The organism is Vibrio sinaloensis (assembly GCF_000808535.1).
Lineage (GTDB): Bacteria > Pseudomonadota > Gammaproteobacteria > Enterobacterales > Vibrionaceae > Vibrio > Vibrio sinaloensis_D.
This window is the reverse complement of the sequence record NZ_JWLV01000001.1, coordinates 788,191-803,469: the sequence shown is the minus strand read 5'-3', so window position 1 is coordinate 803,469 and position 15,279 is coordinate 788,191. Positions and strand designations below refer to the sequence as shown.

Sequence of the window (15,279 nt, the reverse complement as noted above, 5' to 3'; positions counted from 1 at the left end):
GAGTAACAAAAAAGGAGCGTAATGCTCCTTTTGGCTTGGTCACAAAGAAATCAGTTTAATGATGATGCTTCATACCACTCATCACTTTTTTGATAGGGGCATTGAAGGTCTGTTTTTGACCATTGGCGAAAGTGATTTGAACGTCAATCGCTTCCCCTTCCACTAACGGTTGGGTTAGGTCAAACAACATGATGTGTAAGCTGCCGGGTTTCAACTCAACTTTTCCATTTGCAGGAACGGTGATCGACTCAATTTGGCGCATTTTCATCACATCGCCCTCTTTAATTACATCATGCAGTTCCACCTTGCCCGCTGCTTCGGTGGACGCTGAAACAATGACTCTGTCGTTTTCACTGCGGTTCATTATTTCAGCGAACACTGCGCTGGTGGCGGCATTCGGTGGTGTCGCTCTCGCGTAAGCATGATGAGTCATGATATCCATGTTCGCTTGGGCAAGGGGGCTCAGTGCCAAGGTTGCAAGAAGCAGTGATTTCAACTTCATGGCTATTGTCCTTCTAATGTGATGGATTGAAACGCTTCTACCAATGGTGCTGGTGTTAGCGTATGTGGCACTTTTGTTATGAGTGTGCCATCTGGTTTTAGGAAATAAAAATAGGAACTATGATCAAGGGTGTATTTCAATTCTGAGTTTTCTAGCTCGGTCTTTCTAAAAATCACCCCGTATCGGTGAGCCAGTGGTGTGGTGACGTCAAGCGGCGCTGATAGTCCTTCTATCATAGGGTGGAAATACTGCGCATATTTGTAAGAGTCTGCAGCGGCATCGCGCTCGGGATCCAGCGAAATGAACATCGGACGAAACTTCTGTTTGGTTGCTTCATCGACTTGATTGAGTGCGCCGGCTAGCATCGCCAAAGAGGTAGGGCACACATCAGGGCAGCGAGTGAAACCAAAATAGACCACACGGATACGTGAGTCGCTGGTATCGAAGATGTTGACTTCTTGGTTATTTTCGCCAAAAAGCATGACTTGGCTTGGTTGAGCGACCGCTTGTTTTGGTTGATTGTCTAGGTAGCTTTTTAGTCCAAACCCCAACACAAACGCGGTGATCAATATTAATGTCCAGTTTTTACTCATCGTTCCATCCTAATGGCCGTGTTAATTTGCCTCTTTCCATCTGACAACTGGCCAACCCAGGTCATGGCTTCCAAGGTACAGACGGGGAGAAGGATCTCTCCGGTATAGATGTTGTCCTGCTTTTTGTTCAGTTTGAATAGCGTGATGCCCATCTCCATCTCATAACCTTCGAGCGTTAACAGTAGAGATTCATTGTCAGATGACGACCATTCGACTTGAATTTGAGTTGGAATCAAAGGCTGGCTGACGTCTCGATCCAGCGTCACCGTGATATCGTTTTCGCTACACGGTTTGGTTGAAAGCAGGCAGTAGTCATCTAAAGATGGACGAGCGGCCTCGCTTTTATACCAATGATAGAGATCACCAGCGAAGAACCCCGCGCAGAGGGCCAAGGCGATCAGGGCGAATTTAATGATTGAAGGCACGTTACGCTTCCTTCGTTTATAAAATCGCAATCCTAGCACTTCAGTCATGTAAATACATGAGATAGCGAAGAATTATGTGCGGGTGGTCAAGCCAATCTACTTAGCTATGCTGCTTCTTAATCCCATAAACGGCGTGGTCGAGAATGCGATCGCCCACTTTTTCAGCATTAGTGATAATACCTTCAAGCGTCATTCCGACTCGTTCTGCGACTGCTCGGCTGGCGAGGTTGTCTTTTGCGGCGGATAGCTCGACTTTCTCTAGCTTGAGTTCATTGAATGCAATATCAATAAGCTTGGTGACCACCCGGGTAATAATGCCTTTGCCTTGATGAGGCTGAGACAGCCAGTACCCGACTTCTGCTCGTTTAGTGTCATGGTTAATGGTGTTGAAGCTACAGTTACCCACGATTTCACCTTGGTAGATGATGGCACAGGTCATGGACTTACCATCGGCATAGTCATGCAGCATACGCTGGGCAAACAGCTTAAAGTCTTGTTCTGCGTGGCAAAATGCAGGCCATGCAAGCCATTGGGATAGATATTCTTTTTGCTCGGATACTAATTCTACATAGCGAGGAGCGAAGGATTCCTGTATGAGTGCAAGTTGCAACTCGTTGTCGATCTGGACGGTAAACATAAGATTTCCTAGAGAGTGTGGTAACAACAAGCTAACAGGAACACACTGGTAAGACCATAACTACTTCAAATAATTGACTTTTTGTGTGGCACGAAATTATTGGGTTGCGTTATATAAATCACATAATTGTAAATAGCCGTTATATTGATGTGGTTTTTGTCTGGCACTTTAGTTTACTCTCTCGGCACTAAAATAATAACAACGAAAATTGTTGGTGCGGAATAATATGGAAGTGTCACTTGATCACGTAAGCGTCGATTTACGTCAGGTGTTGTTTGAAATGGCTTGTGCGCTGGATGCGGTTGGCGTGGATGATATCCATCACGGCCACCGAGTGGGCTATATCGCGTATCGCTGTGCTCAAAGGATGGGTTGGAGTGAAGAGAAGGCTCAAATTGCCTTTTCGCTGGGTTTGATTCATGACTGTGGCGTTACGGAAGCAACGGAAAGAAGCGCACTGCTAGAAAGCTTGGTGCCCAAAGACACGATTTCTCATTGCGTGAAAGGGTATGAACTCCTTCGTGCTTGCAAACCTTTGGAGTCTTTAGCTGTCCCAATCCTTTATCACCATACATGGTGGTCTGAGCTAGCGCAGACAGAAGGCATTTCCGAGGAGGATAAGCAGTTCGCCGCGCTGCTGTTTATATCCGATAGAGTTGACTATCTGCATGCCAACTATTGTCCTGATAGCTACGGCAATGTGACTCAATCTAGCCGTGAGGTGATTACGCAGGAGTTGTTAGCCAACGCATGGACCATGTTTGATGCCAATCATGTTCAGCACATGGTTGAGCTGATCGACAGTGATGACTTTTGGTTCTCCATGGATTCGCGCTACATCGAGAATTTAGCTTATCGTTTTGACGCTGTTCCGTTCTTTTCCACCCACCTGACGTTAGAAGAAACCATTTCGGTTGCCGAACTGTTTGCCCAGATTGTAGATGCAAAAAGTTCATTTACGTTTGAGCACTCGCGGAACGTAGCAAAACTGACGGAGTTTCTTGGGCTGCAACTTGGCTACTCACATCGCGTTCAACGAATGTTGTACTTAGCCGGCCTCGTCCATGACATTGGTAAGCTGAAAACGCCAGTCGCGATTTTGCATAAACCGGAAGCCTTGACCGAAGAGGAGTATGTGTGTATCCGTCGACATGCGACCGATACGCGTCATGCTTTGATAAAAATGTTTCATTGCCAAGAAGTGATCGATTGGGCATCCAACCACCATGAACGACTTGACGGCTCTGGATACCCTATGGGTAAGACAGCCGAACAACTCGATCAACCAAGCCGGATTGTGGCAATCGCGGATGTGTTTCAGGCGCTGACGCAATCGAGACCTTATCGAAAAGGGTTAATGCTCTCTAAAGCGATGTGTATCCTTAACGAGCTGGTGGAGAAGGGGCAACTGGATGAAAAGGTCTATGGTTGCTTACAACACCATGCGAGGCGCTGTTATAACATCTCTACCGGTCTCGATGAACTAGCAACGGCGCATCAGTGAGCACGCCGTGCATGATCTGTACTCTATTGAGCTAAAAGAAACTGTTTAAAGCGCTGTTGCGTTTCTTTATCGGCTTCTTCATACCAAAAATGAAGCATCTGCTCTGCGGTGTTTTCACCTTTCAAATCGTCCATTGAGACATTGGTTAGCATCGGGAGCGATTTGTTCAATGAGGCGATGCCGTCATGTCGATTGTATTCGGCGATTTCAAGTTTGAAATTGCGCCCAATTTGCATACCTTCCTTTGCCAGCTGCTCTTGCTGAACGAAAACTACCTGACCGTTTTGGTTCTTAAATTGCCAATCGGCAGATTTAATCTCTGCTTTTGCTTCGCGCACGTTTCGGTAGCTTGGAAAGTCGAACACAAGCTCACTCTCTTTTGCGGCAAACTTGGCAATGATAGGATCACTCTCAACAATGATTCGATCCTTTCCTTGAGTAAAGTAAGGCTTGTATAAGAACAAAATTTGGTTTTCGCCATCAGGTAGGGTCACTGTCTTTTGAGATGAGAAAAGACCGCCATCCAGTTGCGGCTTTTGTTCATTGACCAAAAGGACTTCAACTGTATCTGGAATGGAAATCGTAACATCTGCCAGTGCATTTGTACTTAAACCCAGCGCGGCAAACGCCAATAATGAGGTTTGGACTTTCATAATTTTCGCCGTTAAAACAGAGTGGACTTAACTCTGCCAACCTGAGTAGGCGAATGCAATCAGAACCCTAACAATGAAGGGAATTTTGACCGCAATATGACGGAGAGTGCTCTATTTTTATAAAATGAGTCGCATTTCACGGAAAGGAGCAAATTAAGCGACTATATTGTTGGTCAGTTTGCCATCAACGATAAGGACAACGCTATGAATTGCATTTGGATGCACGACAGCCGATACGTGTTGTCGTCATGGTATAACATAGACTACTGCCTCTCGCTACAAAGCAAAGAAACAGACTCACTGTAATTTCCTCTCGCGCATATCGCGCACATTCAAAAAGTTATGTATTTAGCCAGATACAGATTCCTCTGTAGGGCCAGTTATATCTATAGGAAATTATAATGAAACGTATTCCAGAACCTTTTCGCATCAAAATGGTAGAGCCGATCAAAATGACCACTTATCAAGATCGGGTCGAGGCGCTCAACCAAGCCGGTCTCAATCCTTTCTTACTTCGAAGTGATGATGTGTATATCGATCTGCTCACCGATTCGGGCACAGGTGCCATGAGTGACAATCAGTGGGCTGGCATCATGATGGGGGATGAGTCTTATGCGGGTAGCCGCAACTATTACAACTTGTGCGCAGCTGTCGAGCATTTCTTTGGCTACAAGTTAACGGTTCCAGCCCACCAAGGGCGCGGCGCTGAGCAAATTCTATTTCCAGCACTCATTGAACGTATGCGTACGGTTCGCGGTGGCACCGATCCTGTATTTATCTCGAATTATCACTTTGACACCACAGCAGGACACATTGAGTTAAATGGTGGTAAGGCAATCAATGTGGTTGATGAGCATGCCTTTGACACGACCACGCCGTACGACTGGAAAGGTAACTTTGACCTGCAAAAGCTGGAAGCGACGATCGAAGAGCATGGGGCGCGAAACATTTGTGCAATTATCACCACCGTGACGTGCAACAGCTCGGGTGGACAGCCAGTCTCTATGGCAAACATGCGTGCGGTCTACGAGATTGCTGTGAAGAACGACATCCCCGTAGTTATTGATTCCGCGCGTTACTGTGAAAATGCTTACTTCATTAAGCAGCGCGAAGAAGGGTACCAAGACAAGTCGATTCTAGAGATCATTCGAGAAATGTACCAATATGGCGACATGCTGACGATGTCAGCGAAGAAAGATCCGATGGTTAATATTGGCGGAATGTGCTGTATTCGTGATCACAAAGAGCTGTTCCAAGCAGTGCAGACACGTTGCGTACCGATGGAAGGGTTCGTGACATACGGTGGTATGGCTGGCCGTGACATGGAAGCATTAGCAAGAGGCTTGTACGAAGGGGCAGATGAAGACTACCTTCATTACCGTATCAGCCAAGTGCAATACCTTGGTGAGCGGTTACGTGAAGCTGGGATTCCTATTCAATATCCTACGGGTGGTCATGCCGTGTTTGTTGATGCAGCGAAAATATTGCCCCATATTCCTGCGCACGAGTTTCCCGCACAAGTGTTATGTAATGCACTCTATTTGGAAGCTGGGGTCCGTGCTGTCGAGATTGGCTCTTTGTTGTTAGGCCGCGATCCGGCAACCGGAGAGCAGAAAGCATCAGAATTAGAGTTGATGCGTCTAACAATCCCTCGACGTGTTTACACTAACGACCATATGGACTACATCGCGGATGCCATTATTGCGTTGAAAGAGAGTGCGCACGAGCTAAAAGGGCTGACATTTGAGTACGAGCCTCCGGTATTGCGCCACTTCACCGCGCGTTTCAAATCGAAATAATTCCCCTATTTTGATGTAACCGAAAAAGGTCAATAGACCCGAAATACTGCCTCAGCGATTTTTCACTGGGGCAGTGTTCTATTTTAATCCCATGTCTTTAGCTAGTGACAGATTCTGCATTTTATTCATAAGCATACGGTTTCTTCTGCAACTCAATGAGTTTATAAATTCTGACTCAGTATCCAATTACTGATGTAACAAAGTGCTAACACGATTATGAATTTTGACTTTGACTCGTAAAGCACTTTTATTTTTTCCAACTAAAAAAAAGTCTCTTAAATACTGAAGTGGATGTTCTTCATTAGTTGTAGAGGAACAGCTTTAACTCTGACTTTAGAGTGAACTTCAAGGAATGAGAGAAATAGATATGAATCGTATTACTTTGTGTGCAGCTAGCATCGCGATGGCACTTTCTGGGGCCACGCTTGCAGCACCAGCCGCTCCAAGCGTCGACGTATATGGCTCGAACAACCTACAATTTTCTAAAATAGAACTCGCAATGGAAACCACCTCTGGCTACAACCAGATGGTGAAATACAACGAGCAAGCGAACATCACCGTTAAGTTTAATCAGTGGAGTGGCACTACGGGTGACACTTACAAGATCTTATTTGATGGTGTTGAAGTGGCGACTGGCCCGATTACTGGCAGCCAAACCACAGCAAACTTTACCTATGGCCAAGGTGGTCGTTATCAGATGACGATTGAAGCATGTGATGCGACAGGTTGTAGCGCAAGTGCTCCAGCAGAAATTGTGGTCGCGGATACGGATGGTTCGCACTTAAAACCACTGACAATGAATGTTGACCCGAACAATAAAACCTACAATACCGATCCCAATACCGTTGTGGGTACTTACTTTGTTGAGTGGGGTATCTATGGCCGTAAGTACACCGTGGACAACATTCCAGCCGATAACCTAACTCATATTCTTTATGGCTTCATTCCAGTTTGTGGTCCGAACGAGTCGGTAAAATCTGTTGGAGGCAACAGCTTCAACGCTTTGCAAACAGCATGTCAGGGCGTTGCAGATTACGAAGTGGTCATCCATGACCCTTGGGCTGCTTATCAAAAGAGCTTTCCGCAAGCCGGTCACGAATACAGCTCGCCTATCAAGGGCAACTACGCAATGTTGATGGCGCTGAAACAGCGTAATCCAGATCTGAAAATCATCCCTTCTATCGGTGGTTGGACACTGTCAGACCCATTCTACGACTTTGTAGACAAAGCAAATCGTGACACTTTCATCGCGTCAGTGAAGCGCTTCCTGAAAACGTGGAAATTCTATGATGGTGTCGACATTGACTGGGAATTCCCTGGTGGCGGCGGTGCTGCGGCGGATAAAGGTGATCCAGTAAACGATGGCCCGGCGTACATCGCCTTAATGCGTGAGCTGCGTGTCATGCTTGATGAACTTGAAGCAGAGACTGGCCGTACTTACGAATTGACGTCTGCAATCGGTGTTGGTCACGATAAGATTGAAGACGTGAACTACGGTGAAGCGATTCAATACATGGATTACATCTTCGCGATGACCTACGACTTCTATGGTGGTTGGAACAACGTAGTGGGTCACCAAACAGCGTTGTACTGTGGTTCATTTATGCGCCCTGGTCAGTGTGATGGAACAGGCCTAGATGAAAATGGCGAACCGTACAAAGGTCCTGCTTACACCTCTGACAACGGTATTCAATTGCTACTCGCGCAGGGTGTTCCAGCCAACAAGCTCGTATTGGGCACTGCTATGTACGGTCGTGGTTGGGAAGGTGTGACGCCAGATACATTGTCTGATCCAACCGACCCAATGACAGGTGTTGCAACAGGTAAACTGAAAGGGTCTACCGAGCAAGGCGTTTGGGAAGATGGCGTTATTGATTACAAAGGCGTGAAAACCTTCATGCTTGGCGATAACAAGCAGGGCGTTAATGGTTTTGAATATGGTTATGATGAGCAAGCAGAAGCGCCTTGGGTATGGAACCGTTCTACTGGTGAGTTGATCACGTTTGACGATGATCGCTCAGTGAAAGCAAAAGGCGCGTACGTACGCTCTCTTGGCCTTGCTGGTCTGTTCTCTTGGGAAATCGATGCTGACAATGGCGATATCCTAAATGCGATGCATGAAGGGTTAGCAGGCGGCACAACAACGCCAGTAAACCGAGCTCCAGTTGCCAATGCAGGTGCTGATATTACGGTTGTTGGTCCTGCTACTGTTTCTCTTGACGGCAGCGCTTCAAAAGACTCTGACGGTACTATCGCGAGCTACCAGTGGAGCCAAGTGTCCGGCACGCCAGTGACCTTGGTTGGCGCAAGCAGTGCCGCGGCAAACTTTGATGTCAATGAAGTCACACAGACACAAACTCTGAGCTTCAAACTGACGGTCACGGACAACGAAGGTGCAACAGCATCAGATACCGTGACGGTTACTGTCAACGCTAAGGACCTACCACCTGTCAACACGCCACCAGTGGCAGCGATTGTCGCACCTGCGAATGTCAATGCGGGTGACGTGGTAGTCGTTGATGCATCTTCTTCAAGTGACGCTGACAACGATCAGCTGACTTACACTTGGGATGTACCAGCAGGTTTGAATGCAACTGTGGATGGTGCAACAGTGAGCTTTGTTGCTGCTGAGTACACGCAAGATACATCACTTGCTTTCACCGTGACAGTAAGCGATGGCAAAGCGACCGCTTCGGCTTCTTCGACTGTCGTTGTGGCGAAGAAGGTAACCGGTGGCGATCTTTGTAGCGACCTTTGGAGTGCATCTACGGTATACACTGGCGGCAACCAAGTTTCTTGGGCTGGTAAAGTGTGGGAAGCGAAATGGTGGACTAAAGGTGACGATCCAACGAAGTCTGGTCAATGGGGAGTATGGAAAGAAGTTGGCCCAGCAAGTTGTTCAACTAACTAATCGATATTCGAGCTAAAACAAAAAAGCCATTCAGGGTGACCTGAATGGCTTTTTTAGTTCTCGAAATGGTTAGTTGACCGCTCTTACCTTACCTTGTTTGAGGTTGTTTAGTACCTCATGTTTTGGCCCATCAGCAATCACGCAACCTTTTTCCATCACAATCACTCGGTCGACGACATCGAGCATAGAGGTCTTGTGAGTGATCAAAATCAGCGTCTCACTTTGCTTAAGCTGAGCGAGTTGCTGTTTGATGTGCATTTCTGAACGGTTGTCCATGGCACTGGTTGGTTCATCCATAAGAAGTACAGGTGGACGGCCTAGCAGTGCGCGCGCAATGGTCACTGCTTGACGTTGTCCTCCAGACAATAGCATGCCACCTTCACCTACCTGACGCTCCAGACCAGCAGGGTCTTGTTGAGTGAACACGGTAACACCCGCTCGATTTGCTGCGTCCATCACATCTCGATCATCGGCCAGAGGTCGCCCTAGGGTGATGTTGTCGCGGATAGAACCATAAAAAAGCTGGCTATCTTGTGGTACACAACCGATGTTGCGTCGAACATCAATGTGGTGCAATTGCTGGATATCGGTGTCGTCGATACGAACGTGACCTTCCGTCGGCTGGTATAAACCCATAATTAGGCGTTCTAGGGTGGTTTTCCCTGAACCAATACGACCGATAATCGCGACTTTCTCTCCGGGCTGGATAGTTAAGCTCAAGTCTCTAACCGACGCGACCGGAGAGTCAGGGTAGTGGAAAGTCACTTTATCCAGTTCAATTTTACCGTGGACGATAGGTCGATGGATGTAGCGTTTCCCTTCTTCTTGTTCATCCGGCATGCTCATGACTTGCTCAATGATCGACATGGAGGATTTCGCTTGGTTATAGCGTGTCGATAACAGAGACAACTGAACCATAGGGCCAATGGCACGGCCACTTAGCATGGTGGCCGCAATTAGCCCACCCATGGTTAATTCGCCTTCTGCAATCAGATAAACCCCAAGGATAATCATGCCAACGTTCGATGCTTGCTGAACAAAGCCTGCAGTATTTTGGATTCCGTCAGTAATCCTTTTGCTTTTGACGTTCCAGTTGGCCATATGAGCCACCGCTTCTTCCCAACGGAACTGGAACTGGCTTTGCGCGCCAAACAGCTTTACTGTCTCGAGTCCGGCAAGGCTCTCGATCAGGTTAGCGTATTTTTGCGAGGCCAAGCGTGAACCTTCTTCAATGGTATGACGCAATGGTCCTTGGATTAGCAGTGAGTAAATCACCAAAATCAACACGCCGACGATAGGCACGAGAACGAGGTTGCCAGCCATCAGCCAGATCAGTAGCAAGAAGAGTAATGCGAACGGAAGATCAATCAAGGAACCAATCGTCGCTGAAGTAAAGAACTCTCGAATGGACTCAAACTCTTGTAAGTGACGGGCAAACGCACCGACTGAGGGTGGCCTTGCTTCCATTCGAATCCCCATCACTTTACTAAACAGCTTAGATGAGATCAGTATGTCGGACTTCTTGCCCGCGACATCAATAAAGTAGCTGCGCATCAACTTCAGGCACAGGTCAAACAAGAAAATGACAAAGATACCGCTCGCTAATACCCAAAGTGTTTCAAAAGCGAGGTTTGGCACCACTTTATCGTAGACTAAGCGCGTAAACATCGGCGCCGCGACCGCGAATAAGTTAATCAGAATCGACGCGATTAGTACGTCACGGTAGATGTGCTTCGACTGCCAAATGGTACTCCAGAACCAGTGACCTTTCTTGGTTTCCAATACTTCGGGAGAGCGTTCGTCATAGCGAAACTGTTTTTTGACTAAGAAGTAGCGACCAATGTATTGTTCTTCGAGGTCGCTCCAACTGATAGATACAGGGACTAAGCCTGAATCTCCGGTAACGATTTCAACTTCACTTTTGTCGTCATTGATGCTGTTTAGAACACAAGCATCGCCACTTTTAAGCAGCAACACGACCGGCAAGACCAGTTGTGATATGTCTTTTAGTGGTGCTCTGTTTTCTTTCGCTACCAAGCCCGCACGCTCAGCAGAGCGCGGGAATAGAAAAGGAGTGAGCTTTCCGTCGGCCAACGGTAAACCATTGATCAATGCCTCCGGAGAATTCGCTAAGCCATAGTAACGGCTTACGTAGATAAGCGAATTTAATAGCGGATCCTGCATGCTATACCTTTTTCCTATTTATCTACAATGAAGCCTTGGAAGACTTCAATAAAGTGCTCAGACAAGAAGTCGAGCTGAGTTTGAGTTTCGACACGAGAAGCGATGGTCTTGATACCTAGGTTGTGAGCTGTGCGTGAAATAGAGGTCAAGGTGAACTTCTGCTTCTCATCATCTAAGTGATGCGTGTAAAGATAATCCAGTTTCACATACGCAGGACGGAACTCATTGATGTAATCGAGTGATTGGAAATTTCGTCCATAGTTGTCGACACCGAAATCTGCACCCGCTGCACGAACCGCATTACAAAATAGTGCAGTGTGATGTGGGGAGTTGATAAAACAGTTTTCAGGAATCTCAAAATGAAGCAGACCCGCACATGCTTTGTTTTTGTTGAGCAGTTGGGTTACCCATCGAATGAAACTTGGTTGAGAGATACTTGTTTGAGCAATGTTGATCGCGACAGGTTCAGAGACTTCCCCTTCCTTGATGCGTTTAACCATGGACTCGATTACGTATTCATCAAACACATGGCTAGCGTTAAGCTGCTCTAGTGCAAACAAGTATTGGTTGGCGCTATAGCGCTCGCCATCTTTTTCAATGGCCGAGAACACTTCGCGGTGGAATGTTTGTCCCCACGAATTATTGGCTGCTTGGAAGCGGAAGGTGAACCAATCGTTGTTGATCGCTTCTTCCACCAAGGTTTTCCATTGCTGTTTGCCCATAAGGTTGTCGTGATTGGCAGCAGAAATGTAGCCGTAAGAAATCTCAGGGTTAGCTTTTGCGGTTGCCAGTGCGTTATCGAGCATAGTCAATACTTCACTGGTATTAACCGAGGTTTCATTGTGGACGACGCCAAGCGCAATGCTCGATGTCGCCATGCCAGTAGGGTCGGAGTTGATGTCTTGAACGTAGGTGACGATACTGTCAGCGATAAGTTTCAGCTCGGTATTGTCCATATTCGGAAGGATGAAACCGAACTCCTCTGTAGATATGCGAGCTAAGGTAACGTTTGGTGAAGTTAACGACACTTTCAGGTGGTCAGCTAGTTCACGAACCATACCATCACCAAATTCATACCCTTTGTCGTCGTAGAGCTCACGAATGAAGCTCGCTTCAAGAATAGCAACGCCACCAAATCCGCCTTCGCTTAGCCAAGAGCTCAATTGGCTCATGTAGAAGGCGCGGTTACCCAATCCTGAAACTGGATCAACATAGGCTCTTTCACGAAGCTGTTGCGCTTCTTTTGCTTGCGCTTTAAAGGACTTTTCAAGCTGAGAAGACATACTGTTGATGCCATCAACAACATAGATAAGGTCCTGCGTAGCAGGGCGGGGAAGTGGGTCGCCAAATTGATTGCGCGCCACTTGCTCCATTTTGTTTACGATAAGATTGAGAGGCTTAAGCGCGCGTTTAAGAATAAATGAAATCGAGAACAGGCCAATCAGCATAATGATACAAAACGCAATCACCAATCGTTCGAATGCTTTCCACAGCTGAGCATAGGCTTCTCCAGGATGGCTAACAATTTCAACTTCGGCCAATTGCATCCAGCCACTGGTGACAACACGACGATCGTGGATTTTGTCAAACAGGTGAAGGTCAGTGAACCATTGAGGCACATTGTTGGGTTTGATTGGGTACGAGCGCAGAATCTCTTCCCCAGTATCGAGAAAGATCAGTCGCACGACCGAATAGCTACTGCCATCAAACAGTGCGTTAATTACCGACTCAACAGCAACGGTGTCTCGCTTTTCTAGGTAGGGAGCGAGAGCCAAACCGACCGTATTAATGGTGTTGTTCACTTCCGACTGTTGTTGCTGTACTAGGTTATCTCGAGTGGTATCAAACTCGATGATAAACACCGAGATCAGTAGCATCAAGATTACAGCAATCATTCCCGCGACAAGCTGTTTATATAACGTCATATTGCCTACTCATCATAATTGACTATGGGTTTGTTTAGTTTTAGCGATTTCTCGCGAGCACGGAGATCATTCCATAAACTCAATCTGGATGATTTCCCTGCTAACTGTCCTTGTTTCGACTTCATTAACCACAGGTTTTTACCGTTAAAACTGTATATCGGTAGCAGGTCACGTCGCTTCGACGCCCGCTTAATTTCTGGGTCAATGTTGTCGAGTAGAATCGGTTCTGCGCTTGGCTTGGAGTAATAAGCGAGAACCATATGAAACTGATTTAACTCTATGGCTTTAACGTACACTAAACGGAGTTTCTTGTCTGAGACTCCTAACTCGAGTAAGGAGAAGTACTTCGCAATGGTAAAATCTTCACAATCGCCGGCGTTACTGCCAAGAAATTCGAGAGGCGTTGCCCAGTAGTCGTTTTTGCCCCACAAGCGGTCATCGTTGACAAAGTTGAGCTGATTGAAAAAGCGATTTACCTCGGTAAGCTGCTGTCGTTCAGAGAGAGAGCGGTAAGCTGCCATTTCTTTACGCCATGTTTCTACTCGGCGAGCGGCGCGATCACCATACGTGTTACGCACAGCCTCAACCCAACGTTGCTCTTGGGTATTAAGAGCAAACGATGTAGTTGAGGCAATCAAAAGCAGGAGTGCTAAATAGAGATATTTCATTTAAGCACTATTGTCGTTTGATTTGGGCATCTGTATTGGTATGAACATAGAATAATGCATCACTCCTTCAAAGCATTGTTTTTGGCACCAAGGATTGGCTTTAGCAGATACTCCATGACCGTGCGTTTACCAGTGATGATATCAACAGATGCGGTCATGCCTGGAATAATTGGCAAAGTTTCATCTTTGTTTAGGCTTGTCTCTTTGGTTCTTACTCGTACCAAGTAGAAACTGTTGCCTTCTTCATCGGTAGTGGTATCGGCACTGATGTGTTCAAGTGTCCCCTCTAGACCACCATATTTGGTGAAATCGTAGGCGCTGAACTTAACAATAGTGGGCAGTTCGGGGCGTAAGAAGGCGATATCTTGAGGTGCAATTTTTGCCTCAACGAGCAGGGTATCTTCACTCGGTACGATTTCGACAATGTCCATACCCGGTTGAATGACCCCACCAACGGTATTGATGTAGAGAGTTTTTACCGTGCCCGTAACTGGAGAGGTGACGATGGTTCTGTTGACTCTATCTTCCAACCCTACAGCGGACTCTGTCATCGCAGAGAGCTTATCTTGAGCTTGGTTGAGCTTTTCTTGTTGCTCTGAACGGAACTTTTGTGCGATATCAATGCGGCTAAGCATGGCTTCACGAATGGCCGATCTTAGCACAGGAACCTTGAGTTCACTGGATGTGAGTTCACGTCGGGTATCATTAACTTGCCTTTGCAGTTTGAGCAGCTCAATTTTTGGTACAACCCCTTCATCGGCAAGGGGCTTGGTAATATCGAGCTCCTTTTTGGCGAAATTGTAGCTGTCTCTTAGGTTACGGACGCGAGCTTGGATCTCGATCAGGTCTTGCTGTTTCTGCTTCACTTGCTGATCGACAACAGAGATCTGGTTTCTCAACTTGTCGAGATCTTGTCGATACTCTGCACGCTGACGTGCCACGAGTTCAGGCTTGCTCTCAGATAGTTGTGGTGGGAAAGCGAGTTTGTTGAAGTTAATCAGGACGTTGTTTTGCCATGTGTTGTTGTCGAAGTCTTCGTTGATCGCCACACTGGTAATCGACGCAGAAAGTTGCATAACGCTTGCCGTTAAGTTGGCGACTTGCTGCTCTCGCTCACGGAAATCTGAGCGGAAACGCGTGTCGTCAATAAGCAGCAGTTGTTGTCCTTTTTCGACTTTTTGCCCCTCTTGGACCAAGATGTTTTTGATCAGCCCCCCCTCAAGGTTTTGAACCACTTGGATTTGTGAAGAGGGAACGACCTTGCCTTGTCCAACGGTGACTTTGTCGATTTGAGCCCAAGATGCCCATACACCGGCAAGTACGAAAAAGAGCACCATAATCCAAAGCATGATTCGAGCGCTGTTAGGCGTATTCAATAGCAGTGCCGCTGTTTTGTCGTCGACATACTCTAGCTCGTCAGGAGTAAGCTTATTGTAACCGCTCTTACTCATTGGTGATCCTTGTAAAATTAGGTTATT

Annotated in this window: 12 protein-coding genes; 3 read left to right on the top strand and 9 right to left on the bottom strand. The window is 46.8% G+C overall.

Annotated features, from left to right (window positions below; translation table 11 throughout):
- Nucleotides 1-55: 55 nt before the first annotated feature.
- The 4 genes from RJ47_RS03520 to RJ47_RS03505 form a co-directional block, all read right to left on the bottom strand.
- Nucleotides 56-502 (bottom strand): copper chaperone PCu(A)C, encoded by a 447-nt coding sequence (locus RJ47_RS03520; protein ID WP_005469116.1) that lies wholly within the window; start codon nt 500-502, stop codon nt 56-58.
- A 2-nt stretch (nt 503-504) separates the two neighbouring features.
- Complete coding sequence (locus RJ47_RS03515) at nt 505-1,095, bottom strand: SCO family protein (RefSeq protein WP_039481427.1); 591 nt, start codon at nt 1,093-1,095, stop codon at nt 505-507.
- A complete protein-coding gene (locus RJ47_RS03510) occupies nt 1,092-1,520 on the bottom strand; it encodes a hypothetical protein (protein WP_039481424.1) in 429 nt (142 codons plus the stop codon). Before RJ47_RS03510 ends, RJ47_RS03515 begins: the two co-directional genes overlap by 4 nt.
- A 100-nt stretch (nt 1,521-1,620) precedes the next feature.
- The gene (locus tag RJ47_RS03505; RefSeq protein WP_038135308.1) at nt 1,621-2,157 is read right to left on the bottom strand and encodes a GNAT family N-acetyltransferase; all 537 of its coding nucleotides are present in this window, start codon (nt 2,155-2,157) and stop codon (nt 1,621-1,623) included.
- A 226-nt stretch (nt 2,158-2,383) separates the two neighbouring features.
- On the opposite strand from RJ47_RS03505, the gene RJ47_RS03500 reads away from it, so the two are divergent.
- The gene (locus RJ47_RS03500; RefSeq protein ID WP_039481421.1) at nt 2,384-3,661 is read left to right on the top strand and encodes an HD-GYP domain-containing protein; all 1,278 of its coding nucleotides are present in this window, start codon (nt 2,384-2,386) and stop codon (nt 3,659-3,661) included.
- Between the two features lie 23 nt (nt 3,662-3,684).
- Here RJ47_RS03500 and RJ47_RS03495 read toward each other — a convergent pair whose 3' ends face one another.
- Nucleotides 3,685-4,314 carry a DUF2057 family protein gene (locus RJ47_RS03495; protein WP_039481418.1) on the bottom strand — a complete coding sequence of 210 codons (630 nt, stop codon included), beginning with the start codon at nt 4,312-4,314 and terminating at the stop codon, nt 3,685-3,687.
- A gap of 401 nt (nt 4,315-4,715) precedes the next feature.
- Here RJ47_RS03495 and RJ47_RS03490 point away from each other — a divergent pair, with 401 nt between their 5' ends.
- Nucleotides 4,716-6,113 (top strand): tryptophanase, encoded by a 1,398-nt coding sequence (locus RJ47_RS03490; RefSeq protein ID WP_005469170.1) that lies wholly within the window; start codon nt 4,716-4,718, stop codon nt 6,111-6,113.
- A gap of 367 nt (nt 6,114-6,480) precedes the next feature.
- The gene (locus RJ47_RS03485; RefSeq protein ID WP_039481416.1) at nt 6,481-9,024 is read left to right on the top strand and encodes a glycosyl hydrolase family 18 protein; all 2,544 of its coding nucleotides are present in this window, start codon (nt 6,481-6,483) and stop codon (nt 9,022-9,024) included.
- A gap of 69 nt (nt 9,025-9,093) precedes the next feature.
- On the opposite strand, the gene RJ47_RS03480 is transcribed toward RJ47_RS03485, so the two are convergent.
- Genes RJ47_RS03480 through RJ47_RS03465 form a run of 4 tightly spaced genes read right to left on the bottom strand, consistent with a single transcriptional unit; the run spans nt 9,094 to nt 15,252 of the window.
- Nucleotides 9,094-11,208, bottom strand: a complete 2,115-nt coding sequence (locus tag RJ47_RS03480) for a type I secretion system permease/ATPase (RefSeq protein WP_005469201.1) — start codon at nt 11,206-11,208, stop codon at nt 9,094-9,096.
- A gap of 14 nt (nt 11,209-11,222) precedes the next feature.
- Entirely contained in the window at nt 11,223-13,133 is a 1,911-nt protein-coding gene (locus RJ47_RS03475; RefSeq protein WP_005469161.1) for an EAL domain-containing protein, read from the bottom strand.
- Nucleotides 13,134-13,138: 5 nt separating this feature from the next.
- Nucleotides 13,139-13,801: a transglutaminase-like cysteine peptidase gene (locus RJ47_RS03470; RefSeq protein WP_038135297.1), complete on the bottom strand. Its 663-nt coding sequence runs from the start codon at nt 13,799-13,801 to the stop codon at nt 13,139-13,141.
- A gap of 59 nt (nt 13,802-13,860) precedes the next feature.
- Complete coding sequence (locus RJ47_RS03465) at nt 13,861-15,252, bottom strand: HlyD family type I secretion periplasmic adaptor subunit (protein ID WP_038212101.1); 1,392 nt, start codon at nt 15,250-15,252, stop codon at nt 13,861-13,863.
- Nucleotides 15,253-15,279 lie beyond the last annotated feature (27 nt).